General features: G+C 73.3%; 14 protein-coding genes. 4 read left to right on the top strand and 10 right to left on the bottom strand.

The window, feature by feature from the left end; translation table 11 throughout:
• Positions 1-157: 157 nt before the first annotated feature.
• Positions 158-1,429 (top strand): ABC transporter ATP-binding protein, encoded by a 1,272-nt coding sequence (locus OHA34_RS02610; RefSeq protein WP_285943572.1) that lies wholly within the window; start codon positions 158-160, stop codon positions 1,427-1,429.
• A gap of 71 nt (positions 1,430-1,500) precedes the next feature.
• Here OHA34_RS02610 and OHA34_RS02605 read toward each other — a convergent pair whose 3' ends face one another.
• The 5 genes from OHA34_RS02605 to OHA34_RS02585 all read right to left on the bottom strand — a co-directional run bounded on the left by OHA34_RS02605 (position 1,501) and on the right by OHA34_RS02585 (position 7,886).
• A complete protein-coding gene (locus OHA34_RS02605) occupies positions 1,501-2,445 on the bottom strand; it encodes a carbohydrate ABC transporter permease (RefSeq protein ID WP_285943573.1) in 945 nt (314 codons plus the stop codon).
• Entirely contained in the window at positions 2,442-3,857 is a 1,416-nt protein-coding gene (locus tag OHA34_RS02600) for a carbohydrate ABC transporter permease (protein WP_285943574.1), read from the bottom strand. The genes OHA34_RS02605 and OHA34_RS02600 overlap by 4 nt, the downstream gene beginning before the upstream one ends.
• Positions 3,858-3,867: 10 nt before the next feature.
• Positions 3,868-5,187, bottom strand: a complete 1,320-nt coding sequence (locus OHA34_RS02595) for an ABC transporter substrate-binding protein (RefSeq protein WP_443029645.1) — start codon at positions 5,185-5,187, stop codon at positions 3,868-3,870.
• A 17-nt stretch (positions 5,188-5,204) separates the two neighbouring features.
• On the bottom strand, positions 5,205-6,437 hold the full coding sequence (locus OHA34_RS02590) for an ABC transporter ATP-binding protein (protein WP_285943576.1): 1,233 nt from the start codon (positions 6,435-6,437) through the stop codon (positions 5,205-5,207).
• 339 nt (positions 6,438-6,776) lie between these two features.
• A complete protein-coding gene (locus OHA34_RS02585) occupies positions 6,777-7,886 on the bottom strand; it encodes a M24 family metallopeptidase (protein ID WP_285943577.1) in 1,110 nt (369 codons plus the stop codon).
• Between the two features lie 237 nt (positions 7,887-8,123).
• On the opposite strand from OHA34_RS02585, the gene OHA34_RS02580 reads away from it, so the two are divergent.
• The 3 genes from OHA34_RS02580 (at position 8,124) to OHA34_RS02570 (ending at position 12,612) form a co-directional block, all read left to right on the top strand.
• Positions 8,124-10,625: a SpoIIE family protein phosphatase gene (locus OHA34_RS02580; protein WP_329520575.1), complete on the top strand. Its 2,502-nt coding sequence runs from the start codon at positions 8,124-8,126 to the stop codon at positions 10,623-10,625.
• Positions 10,626-10,723: 98 nt separating this feature from the next.
• Complete coding sequence (locus tag OHA34_RS02575; protein ID WP_329520574.1) at positions 10,724-11,644, top strand: 5'-3' exonuclease; 921 nt, start codon at positions 10,724-10,726, stop codon at positions 11,642-11,644.
• A 212-nt stretch (positions 11,645-11,856) separates the two neighbouring features.
• Complete coding sequence (locus OHA34_RS02570; protein ID WP_285943580.1) at positions 11,857-12,612, top strand: Crp/Fnr family transcriptional regulator; 756 nt, start codon at positions 11,857-11,859, stop codon at positions 12,610-12,612.
• 36 nt (positions 12,613-12,648) lie between these two features.
• On the opposite strand, the gene OHA34_RS02565 is transcribed toward OHA34_RS02570, so the two are convergent.
• The 5 genes from OHA34_RS02565 to OHA34_RS02545 all read right to left on the bottom strand — a co-directional run bounded on the left by OHA34_RS02565 (position 12,649) and on the right by OHA34_RS02545 (position 17,338).
• Positions 12,649-13,308: a biliverdin-producing heme oxygenase gene (locus OHA34_RS02565; RefSeq protein ID WP_285943581.1), complete on the bottom strand. Its 660-nt coding sequence runs from the start codon at positions 13,306-13,308 to the stop codon at positions 12,649-12,651.
• 142 nt (positions 13,309-13,450) lie between these two features.
• Positions 13,451-13,762, bottom strand: coding sequence for a DUF2470 domain-containing protein (locus OHA34_RS02560; RefSeq protein ID WP_285943582.1), 312 nt, complete (start codon positions 13,760-13,762; stop codon positions 13,451-13,453).
• A gap of 64 nt (positions 13,763-13,826) precedes the next feature.
• Positions 13,827-14,186 carry a thioredoxin family protein gene (locus tag OHA34_RS02555; RefSeq protein WP_329520573.1) on the bottom strand — a complete coding sequence of 120 codons (360 nt, stop codon included), beginning with the start codon at positions 14,184-14,186 and terminating at the stop codon, positions 13,827-13,829.
• Between the two features lie 84 nt (positions 14,187-14,270).
• Positions 14,271-14,507: a gamma carbonic anhydrase family protein gene (locus OHA34_RS02550; protein ID WP_285943584.1), complete on the bottom strand. Its 237-nt coding sequence runs from the start codon at positions 14,505-14,507 to the stop codon at positions 14,271-14,273.
• 65 nt (positions 14,508-14,572) lie between these two features.
• Entirely contained in the window at positions 14,573-17,338 is a 2,766-nt protein-coding gene (locus OHA34_RS02545; protein ID WP_329520572.1) for a DEAD/DEAH box helicase, read from the bottom strand.
• Positions 17,339-17,358 lie beyond the last annotated feature (20 nt).

Below are 17,358 nucleotides of genomic sequence, written 5' to 3'. Positions count from 1 at the left end.
TCCGCCTCCCGTCCCGGCCCGCCACCGCGGGCCGCCACGATCTTCCCACAACGGACCTTTCTCTGGAAACGTTTCCATGATGTTTAATCCACCCATTGGTACGAATGCCCTGCTGGACAGGGATTGATGGGAAACGTTTCCATCGAGAGGGGATCTGATGGCCAAGATCGTGCTGGACGGCGTGGACAAGGTGTACTCCGGCGGCGTCAAGGCAGTCGACGGGCTGGACCTGGAGATCCGCGACGGTGAGTTCATGGTGCTGGTCGGCCCCTCGGGCTGCGGCAAGTCGACCGCGCTGCGGATGGTCGCCGGCCTGGAGGAGATCAGCGGCGGCGAGGTCACCATCGGCGACCGGGTGGTCAACGACCTGGCGCCCAAGGACCGCGACATCGCGATGGTGTTCCAGAACTACGCGCTCTACCCGCACATGACCGTCGAGCAGAACCTGGCCTTCGGGCTGAAGCTGCGCGGCACCCCCAAGTCCGAGATCAAGGAGAAGGTGCTCGACGCCGCCAAGATGCTCGGCCTCGAGCAGTTCCTGGCCCGCAAGCCCGCCGCACTGTCGGGCGGCCAGCGGCAGCGCGTGGCGATGGGCCGCGCCATCGTCCGCCAGCCGCAGGCGTTCCTGATGGACGAGCCGCTGTCCAACCTGGACGCCAAGCTGCGCGTCTCGATGCGCGCCTCGCTCAGCCAGCTCCACGAGCGGCTCGGCGTCACCACCGTGTACGTCACCCACGACCAGGTCGAAGCGATGACGCTCGGCTCGCGGGTCTGCGTGCTGCGCGAGGGCCGGCTCCAGCAGGTCGACACCCCGCAGCGGCTGTTCGACAACCCGGTGAACCTGTTCGTCGCGGGCTTCATCGGCTCGCCCGCGATGAACTTCGCCACCGCCGAGCTCACCCGCGGCGACGGCGGCGCGCAGGTCGCGTTCGCCGGCTACACCCTGCCCGTCCCGGACGCGGTCCTGGCCGAGCGCCCCGGGCTGGAGGACTGGCTCGGCAAGAAGCTCATCCTCGGCGTCCGCCCCTCCGACTTCGAGGACTCCGCGCACGCCAAGCCGGAATGGGCGCCGATGGCGGCCCGCTCCAGCGTCACCGAGGAGCTCGGCAGCGAGATCAACGTCATCTTCGCCATCGACGCGCCCCCGGTCGAGCACAAGGACACCGCCGACCTGGCCGAGGACGCCACCGAGGGCGAGACCGACATGGCGATCCCGCTGACCGACAACAAGGCGCTGTGGACGGCCCGCGTCAACGCCCGCTCGAACGTGCGGCCCGGCCAGGACATCAGCCTGGCCGTCGACACCCGCCGCCTGCACTTCTTCGACCCCGCCAGCGGCCTGGCCATCGGGCTCGCCCCGGCGGCCCCCGCCGAGGCGGCCGACACCCCGCCGGTCGACACCGGGAAGGCGCCGGCCAAGAAGCCGTGAGCACGCCGACGTGACGGTGCCCGCGCCCGGGGAGGGGCGCGGGCACCGTCACGTCCGGACGCGGGGCGCGGTCACTTCACCGAGCCCGCCAGCACCCCCTGCACGAAGTAGCGCTGGAAGGCGAAGAAGACCACCAGCGGGATAATCAGCGACAGGAACGCGCCGGGCGCCAGGACGTCGATGTTGCCGGTGAACTGCCGCATCTGCGACTGGAGCCACTGCGTCATCGGCTGCGAGCTCGGGTCGGCGAACACCAGCGCCACCAGCAGGTCGTTCCACACCCACAGGAACTGGAAGATGCCGAGCGAGGCGATCGCCGGGCCGCCCAGCGGGAAGACCACCCGCCGGAAGATCGTCCACTCCGAGCCGCCGTCCATCCGCGCCGCCTCCAGCAGGTCGCGCGGGATCGCGGCGAAGAAGTTGCGCAGCAGGAAGATGGCGAACGGCAGCCCGAACGCGACGTGGAACAGCACCACGCCGGTGATCGAGCCGGCCATCTTGAACCCGCCGAAGTCGATCTGCCCGTACAGCTTGGCGACCGGGATCAGCCCGAGCTGGACCGGCACCACCAGCAGCGCCACCACCAGCAGGAACAGCCAGTCCCGGCCGGGGAACTCCAGCCACGCGAACGCGTAGGCGGCCAGCGAGGCGATCACCACCACCAGCGTGGTGGCGGGCACCGTGATCAGCACCGTGTTCCAGAACGAGTCGACGAAGTCGGACTTGTCGAGCAGCGCCGAGTACGACTGGAAGGTGAGCTGCGACGGCTTGCTGAACACCTGCCACCAGCCGCCGCCGTTGTTGTCCTCGTTGGACCGCAGTGAGGCGATGAGCAGCCCGAACGTCGGCACCAGCCAGAACAGCGCGATGACGGCCAGCACCGCCTGGACGGCGCCGCCGCCGACGCGGCCGACGACGCGGGCCACCACGCTGCGCCGGGGCGCGCCGGCCGCGCTCCCGGCACCGGGACGCGGGGCGTCCGCGGCGGTGCCCGCCTGGGTTCCCGCGGTGCTCATGAGCGCTCCTGCCGCAGTCTCCGGATGTTGAACAGCATGGCGGGCACCACCAGCAGGAGCAGCAGCACCGCGATCGCGCTGCCCGCCCCGGGGTCGTTGCCCCCGCCGAACGACTCGGTCCACATCCGCAGGGCCAGCACGCCGGCCGTCGGATCACCGCCGCCGATGATGTACACCAGGTCGAAGACCTTCATCACGTTGATGACCAGCGTCACCAGCACCACGACCAGGACCGGCGCCAGCAGCGGGATGGTGACCCGCCGGAACACCTGCCCCTCGGTCGCGCCGTCCACCCGCGCCGCCTCCAGGGCGTCCCGGGGGATGGCGGCGAGCCCGGCGGCGATCAGCACCATCGCGAAGCCGGCCCACACCCACAGGTACGCCACCATGATCGAGATGGTGATGAGGGTGCCGCCGAGCCATTGGACACCGCCGTAGGGGGCGGTGAAGTTGTCCTCCGGCAGCCTCAGCGTGACCGAGCCGGACGGCAGCTTCTTCAACGTGAAGGTGCCGTCGGCGGCGCTGGTGGCCTTGGCGACCACCTTGCCACCGCTGACCGCCTCGATCCGGACGCCGGGCAGCCCGCTCTCGCCGGTGTTGGGCTTGTCCAGCTCGCCGCCGCCGCCCTTGGTGAAGTCGAACCAGACCGTGCCGGTCACCTGGCCCGCCTTGGCGGCGGGCGGCTGCGCGGCGGGCTTGGCGTCCTTGGGCAGGTTCTCGGGCTTGACCCGCAGCAGCGGGACGAGCGCGGTCTGGCCGGCGCCGAACGCGCCGGTCGTGACCACCGCCCCGCCGTCGGCGCGCACCAGCGCGGTCTTGGCGTGCGGGCCCGCGCCCGGGTAGCCGGTACCGCCCTTGATGGTGTCGTGGACGCCCACGGCCACGGCGTTGAGCACGCCCTTGTCGGGGTCCTGCTGGTACACCAGCCGGAAGATCACGCCGGAGGCGAGGAAGGACACCGCCATCGGCATGAACACCACCAGCTTGAACGCGGTCGACCAGCGGATCCGCTCGCTGAGCACGGCGAACAGCAGCCCGAAGATGGTCACCACGGTCGGTGCGAACACCACCCAGACCGCGGTGTTGCGCACCGCGACCAGGTTGTCGTGCCCCTGGAAGATCCCGGTGTAGTTGTCCAGCCCGACGAAGGAGTCCCCGGACGCGTCCAGGAAACTGCGGATCACCGAGAAGACGATCGGGTAGATCACCAGGAAGCCGAGCAGCAGCAGCGCGGGCATCAGGAAGAACAGCGCCAGCCAGGACGGCGGCGCGATCCCTCCCGCCCGGCCGCCGCCGCGGCGGCGGCCGGTGGCCGCGGGTTCGGTTTCGGCGGCGGTGCCGCCGGCCGGGTCCGCCGGCGGCACCTTGTCGTGCGGCACGTCTTCGTGCGGCGCGCTGTCTTCGGCCTTCATGAAGGGTCCTCTAGCTCTTGTACGCCTTCGCGGCCTCGGCCTCGAGCTTGGCCTGCGTGCCCTTGACGTCGGTCGGCTTCTGCACGAACGTGCGGAGCGCCTCCCACTCGCCCTTGCCCGGCGTGGCGCCGAACGCGGCCGGGGCCAGGTCGGACAGGTCGTAGCGGGCCGCGTCGCCGGACTTCAGGATCTGGGCGACCAGCTCTTTGGCGACCGGGTCGGAGTAGGCGTCCGGGGCGACGCCCTTGTTCGGCGTCAGGTAGCCGCCGAGCCCGGCCCAGACCTTGCCCGCCTCGGACGAGGCGAGGAACTTCAGCAGCTCCTGCCCGCCCTTCCCGTCCTTGAGCGCGACGGCGATGTCGCCGCCGAGGACGGCCGGGGCGACCTGCCCGGCCTTGGGGAAGGGGAACACCTTGGCGTCGGTGCCGACCTTGGCCTTTGTGGTGGCGATGTTGGCCGCGGCGAAGTCGCCGCCGTAGACCATCGCGGCCTTCTGCTGGCCGAACGTCTGGGTGACCGACTCGTCGAACTTGGTCTGCCGCGCCCCGGCGACGCCGCCCGAGATCAGGTCCGGCTTGCCCCAGATCTTGGCCAGGGTCTCCAGCGCGGTGCCGACCGAGGGGTCGGTCCACTTGATCTCGTGCTTGGCGAGCTTGTCGTACTGCTCGGGCCCGGCCTGCGACAGGTAGACGTTCTCGAACCAGTCGGTCAGCGTCCAGGAGTCCTGCGCCCCGGCGGCCAGCGCGAACGGGGTGGTGCCCGAGTCCTGGACGGTGCCGGCGACCGAGACCAGGTCGTCGAAGGTCTGCGGCGGCTGCACCCCGGCGTTGGAGAACGCCTCGGTCCGATACCAGATGATCGACTTGTAGGCGGCCTTGACCAGCACCGCGTACGGCTTGCCCTGGGCCGAGCCGAGCTCCTTCCAGTACGGGGAGAAGTTCTTGTCGACCTCGCTCACCACGTCGGCGGCGAGCGGCTTGAGCGCGCCCTTGTCCGCGTACTGCTGCATCAGCCCCGGCTGCGGCAGGACCGCCACGTCCGGCGGGTTCTTGGCCTCCAGCCGCGGGCCGAGGTAGGCGTCGGTGTTCTCCCCGGTCGAGGCGTAGGTGACCGTCGCGCCGGTCTTCTTCTCGAACGCCTGGAGGACCTTGCGGAAGTTGGCCTCCTCCGGCCCGGTCCACTTGGCCGCGATCTCGATCTTGGTGCCCTTGAGCTCGCCGCCGCCCGCGGGCGCCGCCCCGTCGCCCTTGTCGTCGTCCCCGCCGCCGCACGCCGCGGCGGAGGCGAGCAGGCCCGCCACCACGGCGGCGCTCACCACCCGCCGACTCATCAGACGCCTGCTGACCCTCATACCTCGTCCTCCCTGGGCGAACCGGCGGCCGACTCCCAGATCGAAGCGCCGGTCTCGATGTCGAAGAAATGCAGGCGGCCGGTGTCGACCTGGATCGTCACCGGGTCGCCGACCTTGACGCGGGTGCGCGGGCTGAAGCGCGCGACCAGGTCGGTGCGGGGCGCCTCCAGGTGCCCGAGCACGTCGGTCCCCGCGTCGCGGGCGAGCTCCTTGGTGTCCTCGGTGACGACCTGGGCGGCCTCGACCGCGAAGTGCACCAGGACGTCCGAGCCCATCGCCTCCACCAGGTCGGCGGTGGACGTCAGCGACGCCCCGCCGCCGGCGCCGGCGGCGGCCAGCTCGGAGTCCTCCATGTCCTCGGGGCGGATCCCGACGACCAGGTCGCGGCCGAGGTAGGCGGCGAGGGCGGGCCGCTCGCGCAGCACCCGTCCCGGCACCGCCAGGGTCTGGCCGCCGACCTCGATCCGCGGGTCCTCCGCGTCGCCGGTCAGCCTGCCCTGGAGCAGGTTCATGGCGGGCGAGCCGATGAACCCGGCCACGAACAGGTTCGCCGGCCGGTCGTAGAGCTCCTGCGGCGCGGCCACCTGCTGGAGGTGCCCCTTCTTCATCACCGCGACCCGGTCGCCGAGCGTCATCGCCTCGGTCTGGTCGTGCGTGACGTAGACGGTGGTGACGCCGAGGTCGCGCTGGATGCGGGCGATCTCGGCGCGCATCTGGACGCGCAGCTTGGCGTCCAGGTTGGACAGCGGCTCGTCCATCAGGAACGCCTGCGGCTCGCGGACGATCGCACGCCCCATCGCGACCCGCTGCCGCTGACCGCCCGAGAGGTTGCGCGGCTTGCGGCTCAGATGCTCGGTGAGCCCGAGCGTCTGCGCGGCCTTGTCGACCTTCTCCCGGATCTCCGCTTTGGGGATCCGGCGCAGCGACAGCCCGAACCCGATGTTGTCGCGGACCGACAGGTGCGGGTAGAGCGCGTAGCTCTGGAACACCATCGCCACGTCGCGGTCGCGCGCGGGCACCCGGTTGACCTCCCGGTCCGCGATCGTGACCGTCCCCTCCGAGATGTCCTCGAGCCCGGCGACCATCCGCAACGCGGTCGTCTTGCCGCAACCCGAGGGGCCGACGAGGACGAGGAACTCCCCGTCGGCGATCGTGAGGTTCAGGTCGGTCACGGCACGGGTCCCGTCGGGATAGACCTTCCCGACGCCCGTCAGGGCGACCTCTGCCACGGCGTCTCCTCCTCGTCCTGCACGGCTGCGTCGGGCGCCGCCCGGGGTCGGGCCCCGGATGTCCGCCCGCGACGCGGGGCTCGCGCATCGGCGCCCCCCGCGGAACACCCCAAGGAAGTACAGGGCCGGACGGCCCTGCCGCAAGATCAACAGTGGCCGTCGTCACATTTGGTGCAGAGATCGTTATCTGCTCGTTCCAGACATGACGCGGGCGGGGGCCGTCCGGCCCCCGCCCGCGTCCGCGCGCCCCCGGCGCCGGCCGTCCGCGCCCCCTCGGCACGCCCGCCCGCGCGCCGTCCGCGCGTGTCCGGAAGCGGCCACGCCGCGTCCGGATTCCGCTCAGCCGACGACCACCAGCCCCCGGCCGGTGCGGTTCATCCGCTCGTGCCCGTCGGCGGTGCACACCACGATGTCCTCGATGCGCGCGCCGTGCGGGCCGGGGTAGATGCCCGGCTCGATCGAGAACGCCATGCCGGCCTCGAGCGGCTCGGTGTTGCCGGCCACGATGTAGGGCTCCTCGTGCGTCTCCAGCCCGATGCCGTGGCCGGTGCGGTGGATGAAGTACTCCCCGTACCCGGCCGCCGCGATCACCTCGCGGCCCGCCGCGTCGACCGCCTCGGGCGTCGCGCCCGGCCGGACCGCGTCGCAGGACGCCTGCTGCGCCTCCTTCAGCACCTCGTAATAGGCCAGGTAGTCGGCCGGCGGCTCGCCCACGCAGTAGTCGCGGGTCGAGTCCGAGCAGTAGCCGCTCGGCATCGTCCCGCCGATGTCGACCACCACCGGCTCACCGGCCCCGATCACCCGGTCCGACAGCTCGGCGTGCGGGCTGGCGCCGTTCGGGCCGGAGCCGACGATCACGAAGTCCACCGCGGCGTGCCCCTCGGCGATGATGGCGTCGGCGATGTCCCGGCCCACCTCGCGCTCGGTGCGGCCGGCCTTCAGGAACCCCGGCACCCGCGCGTGCACCCGGTCGATCGCCGCGCCGGCCTCGCGCAGCGCCGCGATCTCGGCGGCGCTCTTGCGCATCCGCAGCCCGCTCAGCACCCGCCCGGCGGCGACCTGCTCGGCGCCCGGCAGCGCGGCGCGGAACCGCAGCGCCATGACCGCCCACATCCGGTCGGCCACGCCCACCTTCGCCAGGCCGCCCGGCAGCCGGCCCGCCACGAGCGCGAACGGGTCGTCGGTCTCGTCCCAGGGCACCAGCTCCACGCCGAGGCCGCCCGCCGGCGACTCCCGCGCCGCGGGCAGCTCGAGCCGCGGCACGACCATGAACGCCTCGCCCTCGGCCGGGACCACCAGGCAGGTCAGCCGCTCGAGGGGAAGCGCGTCATAGCCGGTGACGTAGCGCAGGTCGGGGCCGGGCGTCAGGAACAGTGCGCCCAGTCCCGCGCGCGCCGCCTCCTCCTGGACGCGTCCGAGCCGCTCACGCGGATACAACTCCTTTGTCACATCCGTCTCCATTCTCGGTAGTGGTGCTCCGGCCGCGACACGGGGCCGCACGACGGAAATACCACTTCCTCCCTCCCCTATGACCAGGTACTGTTACATTCCGTAGGTGCTCCGATACAGGATCGCGCACTTCGGGCACGACACCAGGATGGCAAGTCCCGCCTGGTCCCGTCGCGCCGGGAGGGGCCCGGCCCGGCCGGGGCCCGCCCGGTAACCGCGCCCCCGCCGGAGCCGCCGATGCACCAGAGCCAGACCGTCGCCTTGGCCGCCACCATCGAACGGCTCCGCCTGGAATTGCAGGCCGAGCGCAGCGCATGGCGCGCCCGTACCGTGATCGAGCAGGCCAAGGGGCTGCTCGCCGAACGGCACGGCTGCGGCATCGAGACCGCCTACGACCATCTGCTGGAGCTGGCCGTCGAGGCCGCCGTGGAGCCCGCGGTCGCCGCCGCGCTGCTGCTGGGCACCGACGCCGACGCCCCGGCCGACGCGGCGGCCCGCCCGCGCGGCACGGTCTTCGAGCCCGCCACTTACCTGGAGCCGCCCGGCGCCTCCGCGGCGCCGCCCCCACCCGGCAGCACGTCGGGCGGCACGTCGGGCGGGGCGCAGGGCGGGGCGCCTGGAGGGGCGTCCGACCCGGCGCCCCTCTCGGCGTCCGTTCCCCCGCAGGGCGGCCCGCCCGGCGACGGCGCGCGCCCGGCCGGGCGCGCCGCCGCGTCCGACGACATCGGGCCGTTGCCGGCGCCGCTCGCCGCCGCCCGTCATCTGGCCGCCGCGGCGTTCGCCGCGTGCCGCAGTACCGACGAGCTGGCGCGGCGGCTCACCGAGGAGGCCCTCGGGTGGCTCGGCGCGCAGTCCGCACTGCTCACACTGCTGGAGCCCGACGGCGCGCTGCGGGTCGCGGGCGCGCACGACCTGCCCGCGCACGTGGTCTCCGAGTGGGCGCGGATCCCGCCGCACAGCGACATCGGCCTGGTCCGCGCCGTCCGCGAGGCGACGCCGGTCTGGTCGGCCGACCCCGGCGCGCTCGCCCTGGTCGGCGCGGCGGCCGGGCACGAGGGGCCGCACTCGTGCCTGCCGCTGGTCGCCGGCGGCCGGATCATCGGGGCCGCCGAGATCGGCTGGACGCTCGGCTCGGTCACCGACGACGGCACCCGCCGCTACGTCCTGGCGGTCCTGGCGACGTGCGCGCGGCGGCTGGGCGAGCTGGCGCCCGCGACCGGCGGCGCCGACGCCCCCTGGCTGCGCGCGGTCCTCGACACGACCCAGGCGCCGAGCGCCCTGATGTCCCCAATCCGCGACCGGGACGGCACCGTGGTCGACTTCCAGGTCGACGCCGTCAATGCCGACGCCGCCGACCTGCTCGGGCACCACCGCGACGAGATCGTCGGCGTCCGGCTGCTGGAGAGCTACCCGGGGCTCGGGCTGTCCGGCCTGTTCGGCGCGTACGTGGAAGTGCTCGAGACCGGCACGCCGCTGCGCCGGGGCCCGCGCGACTACGCCAGCATCGACGCGGGCCGGGTGGTGCCGGCCACGCTGAGCGTGCGGGCGTGCCGGCTCGGCGGCGGCGTGCTGGCCAGCTGGCGCTTCCACGACGACACCGCCGACCTGGCCGCGCAACTGGCCCAGGCGCAGCGCCTGGGCAACCTCGGCTGGAGCCGCTGGGACCTGCTGACCGGCGAGGTCCGCTGGTCCGAGCAGCTCTACACCATCTTCGGCCGGCCCCGGACCGAGGGGCCGCTGGCGCTCGAGCGGCTCGCCGAGCACGTGGTGCCCGAGGACCTGCCGAAGGCCGAGCAGCTCATGCGCACCCTGCTCGGCCGCCGCGAGCCCGCCGAGGTCGAGCTGCGCGTCCAGGCCGGGCCCGACCTGCGGCACCTGCGGGTGATGGCCGAGCCGATCCTCGACCCGCTCGGCGCGCCGGTCGCGCTGCACACGGTGTTCCAGGACGTCAGCCAGCGGCGCCGCACCGACGAGGTGCTCGCCGCGACCCGGCTCCAGCTCAAGCGCGAGCGCCGGCACATCGCCGAGGAGCGGCACATCGCGGTGGAGCTCCAGCGCGCGATCCTGCCGCTCCCCCGCGGCGCCCGCACGCTGCCCGGCATGCGGGCCGCCGTCCGCTACCTGCCGGCCCAGCGGCACACCCGGGTCGGCGGCGACTGGTACGACGCGGCGGCGCTGTCGGACGAGGAGGTCTTCCTCGCCATCGGCGACGTGTCCGGGCACGGCCTGGCCGCCGCCGCCGCGATGGCCCGCATGCGCAACGCGCTCAGCGGCCTGACCTGCACCGGCGAGCCGCCCGACCGGCTGCTGGGCTGGCTCAACCGGCTGCTGATGGACCGGCACGGGTCGCTCACCGCGAGCGCGATCGCCGCCGTCTACCGGCCCGGCCCGCGCACGCTGACGTGGGCGCAGGCCGGGCATCCGCCGCCGGTGCTGCTCCGCCACGGCACCGCGCGGCTGCTCGAGGCCCCCGACGGCGTCCTGCTCGGCGTGCTCGACCATCCGCGCCTGGAGCTGGCCACCACGCGGCTCGAGGGCGGCGACCTGCTGCTGTTCTACACCGACGGGCTCGTCGAGCGGCGCGACCGCGACCTCAGCGACGGGTTCGCGCTGCTGCGCGCCGCCGTGGAGGAGCGTCCCATGGCGGGCCCCGACGGCGTCATCGACCACGTCCTGCGGGCGCTCGGCGCGGCCAACCCCGACGACGACACCTGCCTGCTGGCCGTCAAGCTCACCTGACCGGGCGGCGCCGGGCGCGCGGTGCCCGCCGGCGGGCCGCCGCCCGGGCCCGCCGCGTCGCGTCCCGACCCGGACGGTGGCGTGCGACGATGTGGGCCATGAGCGGGCTCATGCTGCTGGACACGCCGTCGTTGTACTTCCGCGCCTTCTACGGGGTGCCCGAATCGGTGACCGCGCCGGACGGGACGCCGGTGAACGCGGTCCGCGGGCTGCTCGACATGATCGCGAGGCTGGTTCGGGACCGGTCCCCCGAACGCGTCGTGTGCTGCATGGACGCCGACTGGCGGCCCGCGTTCCGCGTCGCGGCGCTGGCCTCGTACAAGGCGCACCGGGTCGCCGACGACGGCGGCGACCAGACGCCCGACGCGCTGTCGGCGCAGCTGCCGGTCATCGACGCGGTGCTCGACGCGTTCGGCCTCGCCAGGACGGGCGTGCCGGGCTACGAGGCCGACGACGTGATCGGCACGCTCGCCGTGCGGGGCGCCGCGGACGGGCCCGTCGACATCGTGACCGGCGACCGCGACCTGTTCCAGCTCGTCGACGAGCGGGGCCCGGTGCTGGTGCTCTACACCGCGCGCGGGATCAGGAACCTCCAGGTGATGGGCGAGAAGGAGGTCGCGGCCAAGTACGGCATCCCGGGGCGCGGCTACGCCGAGTACGCCACGCTGCGCGGCGACCCGAGCGACGGGCTGCCGGGCGTGCCGGGCGTCGGCGACAAGACGGCGGCGGCGCTGGTCACCCGGTTCGGGTCGGTCGAGGCCATCCTGGCCGCGCTGGACACCGGGTCCGACGCGGGCTTCCCGGCGGGGGCGCGGCGCAAAATGGAGGCGGCGCGCGACTACCTGGCGTCCGCCGAGACGGTGGTGCGGGTCGTCACCGACATCGGCGCGCCCGAGCTGCGCGGGCTGGACGACCGGCTGCCGGCCGCGCCGCGCGATCCCGCGGCGCTGGTCGAGCTCGCCGAGCGGTGGAACCTGGACGGCCCGGTCAACCGCCTCCTCAACGCACTGCCGTCCTGACCGGAGATCCGGTCAGTGTGTCAGAAGACGCAGACAACCCGTGTCCGCGGTAGCAGCATCGCGATCAATGGGGGGCTTTCCTGGACAGGCAGGCAGTGGACGCCGGCAGGGCGGGACGCCGGGAACGCCGCGGGAGCCGCGGGTCCGCTGGAGATGACCACGCCCCGAACCGCGAGCCTCCGCCCGCGGAGGACTCAGAAAACGGACCCCCAGTGATCGAAAGGGCTTCTGCACCGCTCGACGCTCCGGCCGCGGCCGTGCCCGAGGTCTCCTCCCCCGGGCGGGGGGACGGCTTCTGGGACGCGCTCGACGGACCCGAGCGCGTCGCCCTGCGGGCGGTGTCCCGCCCGCGCGGCTTCGCCCCGAAGGTCCCGCTCTGCTACGAGGGGGACGAGTCGGACCACATCATCATCATCGAGGCCGGCTGGGCCAAAGTGACCTCCTCCACCGAGAACGGCCACGACGTGGTGCTGGCCGTGCGGGGGCCCGGCGACCTGGTCTGCGAGAGCGCGGTGCTCGGCAGCCGGCTCCGCTCGGCGAGCGTGACGGCGCTCAGCCCGGTCCGCGCGCTGGTGGTGCCCGCCGCCCGCTTCACCGGGTTCCTGGACGCGCATCCGCGGGTGTGGCTGCTGGTCAGCAGCAACTTCGTACGGCGGCTCGACGATGCCACCCGGCGGCTCCAGGCGCACGTGTCGGCGAAGGGCGCGCAGCGCCTGGCGCTGCTGCTGGCCGACCTGGCCGAGCTGTCGGCCCGGCACTGCCCGCCCGGCCCGGACGGCGGGATCGACATCGCGCCGCCGCTGTCCCAGGAAGAGCTCGGGAGCTGGATGGACGCCTCCCGCGAGACCGTGGCGCGGGCGCTCAACAACCTGCGCCGGCGCGGGCTGGTGCGCACCGGCTGGCGCCGGATCACCGTGGTGGACCTGCACGGGCTCCGCGCGTTCGCGCAGGGCCGCGGCGAGCGGTGACCCGGCCCACTGCCTTTACGTTGTAGATCCGTTTCGTCAGGCGGCGGGGATCTTGAGTTCGCGACCGAGGGCCTCGGTGACCGAGGCGTTCAGCCGGTAGGCGGTCTTGACCTCGGCGATGATCCGCTCGCGCTCGGCGGCGTCCCAGGGCGCGGCGTCCAGGAGCGCGCGGTAGCGGTCCTTGTAGCCTTTCGGCTTGCCCGGGAACCGGTAGAAGCGCACGCCGTCGCCGTCCGCGCCGAGGCCGAGGCGGAGCTGCACCTGCTTGCCGATGTACTGGCCGCCGGACAGGTCGCCGAGGTAACGGGTGTAGTGGTGGGCGACGAAGCCGCCGGGCCAGTCGAAGCAGATCTCGCGGAGCCGGTCGCAGTAGCGGCGGGTGGCCTCGCTCGGCGCGAGCCGCTCGCGCCAGCCCGGCCCGTAGTAGAAGGCCAGGTCGGCCTCCAGCGCGTCGCGGCGGCACAAGTCGGCGAAGGCGAACGGGCCGGCCACCGGGTCGGCGGCCATCCGCTCGGCGGCGGCGCGCTCCAGCGTGTCGTAGACGGGGTGGAGCTGCGCGACCAGCACGGCGTACTCCTCGCGCCCGAGCCGCCCGCCGACCAGCGCGCTCATGTAGGAGGAGCCCTCGTTGTCGCCGTGGTCGCTCCAGGTGGCCGCCCGCAGCTGGGCCGAGAACGCCTCGTCCGGCTCCGCCATGTCCATCCTCCCTCTCCCGCCGGATCCCGGTCTTCAAGTTAGGCTAGCCTTGCCTAAATTCGAACGGAAGGTCTCGCGGCGAGGTTTCCGACGTGACGTCGGCTACTTTACCTACGCCACGTCGGGACGACCAGTGGGAGGGTCAGTGCGCCTCCGGCGGAGCCGACCCGAGGAGCTCCCTGGCCTCGCCGTACATCCGCACCACCTCGCGGCGGACCTGGGCGCGTTCGGTGAGCCGCCCGCTCCACGGGACCCGCACCACCGCCTCGCCGCCCTCCACCGCGGCGGCGAGGTCGAGCCCGTCGGCGTCCATACCCGTCATCCGCGCGGCGGTCGCCTCGGGCCGCCCGCCGAGCGCGCGGCAGATCAGCAGGCAGTCGGCGGCGTGGTCCTGGTTCATGTGCCGCGCGATCTGGCGTACGACGTCCTCGGTGAAGGGCTCCGCCTCGGTCATGGAACCGTCCTTTCGCACTGGTGCCGGTCCCGCAACCCTAGAGGCCGCCCGGACGTGCGGGATGTCAGCCCTTCGCGGTGGCCTCCCGGCGCACCTCGTCCATGTCGACCCCGCGGGCCTGGGTGATCAGGTCCTCCAGCGTCGCCTCCGGCAGCGCGCCGGGCTCGCTGTACAGCACCACCTTGTCGCGGACGATGGCCAGCGTCGGGATCGAGCCGATCTCGAACGCGGCGGCCAGCTCCGGCTCGGCCTCGGTGTCGACCTTGGTGAACACGATGTCGGGGTGGCGCTCGGACACCCGCTCGTACACCGGCGCGAACGACCGGCACGGTCCGCACCAGGCCGCCCAGAAATCGATCAGCACGAAGCCGTTCCCCCCGACCGTGTCGTCGAAGGTGTCCCTGGTCAGGTTGACGGTTGCCATGTCACTTCCCCTTCATTGGCCCTATGGCTAGGAGAACAAGAGGAACGGCCGGGAGATTTCCCGCCCGCCCGGAGCGGGGGGCGGTCAGGACCGCAGGAGGGTGAGGCCGGTGGCGTAGCGGCGGGTGTGCACGACGGTGCCGTCCTGGACGGAGGTGCGGGCGCCGACGGTGATGGTGCCGTAGTCGCCGCGCAGCACGGCGCCGGGCCAGACGGACGCGCCGGCCCCGAGGACGACCGAGCCGATGACGGTCGCCTGCGGGTGGACGTAGGCGGAGGGGTGGAGGTCGGGGACCTGGTCCCCGAGCGCGTAGACGGCCATGATCACCTGCCTACCACGCCCGGGCTCCCGCCCCGGCCGCCGGGGTCCGCCGGCGGACACCCCTCTCAGGCGACCGAGGAATAGGCGACGACGCCGCGGCGCATGGCGTCCATCGCCCGGCGGGCGGTCTTGCGGATGTGGCTGTTGGGCGGGGCGGCGTCGGCGACCTGGCCGAGCAGGTCGAGGAGCTGCTTGACGGCGCGGACGAAGTCGCCCGCGGTCATGTCGTTCTCCAGCAGCACCTCGTCGAGGTCGTCGCCCTTGGCCCACCGGTAGGCGGTCCAGGCGAACCCGAGATCGGGCTCGCGCAGGAACGACACCCGGTTGTCGCGCTCGACCGCGTCGAGCTCGCCCCAGAGCCGCACCATCGCCGCCAGCGCGTCCTGCACGTTCCCGGTCGGGGTGCGCGGCGGCGCGGCCTCGTCGGACTGCCGCGACTCGTACACCAGCGCCGACACGCACGCGGCGAGCTCGGCGTGGTCGAGCCGCTCCCACAGCCCGTCGCGCAGGCTCTCGGCGGTGAGCAGGTCGAGCTCGTTGTAGATGCGGCCGAGCCGGCGGCCCTCGGCCGTGACCTCGCCGCCGGACAGGTAGCCGAGCTGCTCCAGGACGGCGCAGACCCGGTCGAAGGTGCGGGCGATCACCTGGGAGCGGCCCTCGACGCGGCGGCGGAGCTGCTCGGTCTCGCGCTCGAGGCGGAAGTACCGCTCGGCCCAGCGCGCGTGGTCCTCCCGCTTGTCGCAGCCGTGCACCGGGTGGCGGCGCAGCCCGTCGCGCAGGTCGGCGATCTCGCGGTCGTCGGCGGCCGGGACGTCCCGGCCGCGGCGCCCCTCCTTGGGGTCGTGCGGGACCTTGTTGCGCAGGGTCGAGGCCAGGTCGCGGCGGTCCTGCGGGTTGCGGGGGCTGAACGACTTGGGGATGCGGATCCGCTCGACCGGCTCGACCGCGCGCGGGAAGTCCAGGATCGACAGCCGCTGCACCGACCGGCTCACCGTCAGCACGAGCGGGGCGGGCCCGTCGGACCGGCGGCCGACCCCCGGGTCCAGCACCACCGCGAGGCCGGAACGGCGCCCGGACGGGACCAGGATGACGTCCCCGGGCCGCAGGTGCTCCAGCGACCTGGCCGCCTCGGCGCGGCGGGCCGAGGACCGCTCGCGGGACATCTCGGCCTCGCGGTCCGACAGCCTGCGGCGCAGCGCCGCGTACTCCATGAAGTCGCCCAGATGGCACTCGGCGGCCTCGGCGTACCCGGCGAGGGCCTCCTCGTTCTTGTGGACCTGCCGGGCCAGCCCGACCACGGCCCGGTCGGCCTGGAACTGCGCGAACGACTCCTCCAGCAGGGTGCGGGCGCGGTCGGCGCCGACCGCGCCGACCAGGTTGACCGCCATGTTGTAGGACGGCTGGAAGCTGGAGTTGAGCGGGTAGGTGCGGGTGCTGGCCAGGCCGCCGACCGAGCCGGGGTCGACCTTGGGGCCCCACACCACCACCGCGTGTCCCTCGACGTCGATGCCGCGGCGCCCGGCCCGCCCGGTGAGCTGGGTGTACTCGCCGGGGGTGAGCGCGACGTGGGCCTCGCCGTTCCACTTGTCGAGCTTCTCGATCACCACGGTGCGGGCGGGCATGTTGATGCCGAGGGCGAGGGTCTCGGTGGCGAACACCGCCTTGATCATCCCGCGGGTGAACAGCTCCTCGACGATCTCCTTGAAGGTGGGCAGCATCCCGGCGTGGTGCGCGGCCACGCCGCGCTCCAGCGCCGACACGAAGTCGGTGTAGCCGAGGATCCGCAGGTCCTCGCGGGAGATGTCGGCGGTGCGCAGGTCGGCGTGCGCGCGGATCTCCTCGGCCTCCTCCTTGGAGGTCAGCCGGGTGCCGGCGTGCAGGCACTGGAGGACGGCGGCGTCGCAGCCGGCCCGGCTGAAGATGAAGGTGATCGCGGGCAGCAGCCCGGCGCGGTCGAGGCGCTCGATCACGTCCGGGCGGGCCGGCGGGCGGTACCGCTCCGGGCGGGCCGCGCGGCGGTGGCCGGTGCGGCGGCCCTGGTTGACCTTGGCGCGGCGGACCTCGTCCACCGCCATCCGGGTGAGCTGCGGGTTCAGCCGGGCCTGCCGGTCGCGGCCCTTGCCGGTGTCGACGAACAGGTCGTACATCCGGGAGCCGACCAGCATGTGCTGGAACAGCGGCACCGGCCGGTGCTCGTCGACGATCACCGCGGTGTCGCCGCGCACCTCGTGCAGCCACTCGCCGAACTCCTCGGCGTTGCTGACGGTCGCCGACAGCGCCACGATCCGGACCGAGTCCGGCACGTGGATGATGACCTCCTCCCAGACCGCGCCGCGGAACCGGTCGGCGAGGTAGTGCACCTCGTCCATCACCACGAAGGCGAGCCCGGTGAGGGTCTGGGACCCGGCGTAGAGCATGTTGCGGAGCACCTCGGTCGTCATCACGACGATCGGGGCCTCCCCGTTGACGCTGTTGTCGCCGGTGAGCAGGCCGACCTTCTCGGGCCCGTAGCGGCGCACCAGGTCGGCGTACTTCTGGTTGGACAGCGCCTTGATCGGCGTGGTGTAGAAGCACTTGCCGCCGCCGGTCAGCGCCAGGTGGACGGCGAACTCGCCCACCACGGTCTTGCCGGACCCGGTGGGCGCCGCGACCAGCACGCCGCTGCCGTCCTCCAAGGCCTGGCACGCCTCGATCTGGAAGGCGTCCAGATCGAAGTCGTACAGGGTCTTGAAGTCGAGCAGGGCGGGGCCGGACCCGGCGGTGCGCCTGCGGTACGCGGAGTACCGCTGCGCCGGGGAGTCTTCGGCCGACAACGCGTCGGGGGTGGTCATAGGTTCGAGCCTACGGTTCG

The sequence above is a fragment of the Spirillospora sp. NBC_01491 genome, assembly GCF_036227065.1.
GTDB lineage: Bacteria > Actinomycetota > Actinomycetes > Streptosporangiales > Streptosporangiaceae > Spirillospora > Spirillospora xylanilytica.
This window is presented reverse-complemented; position numbering and strand designations above follow the sequence as displayed.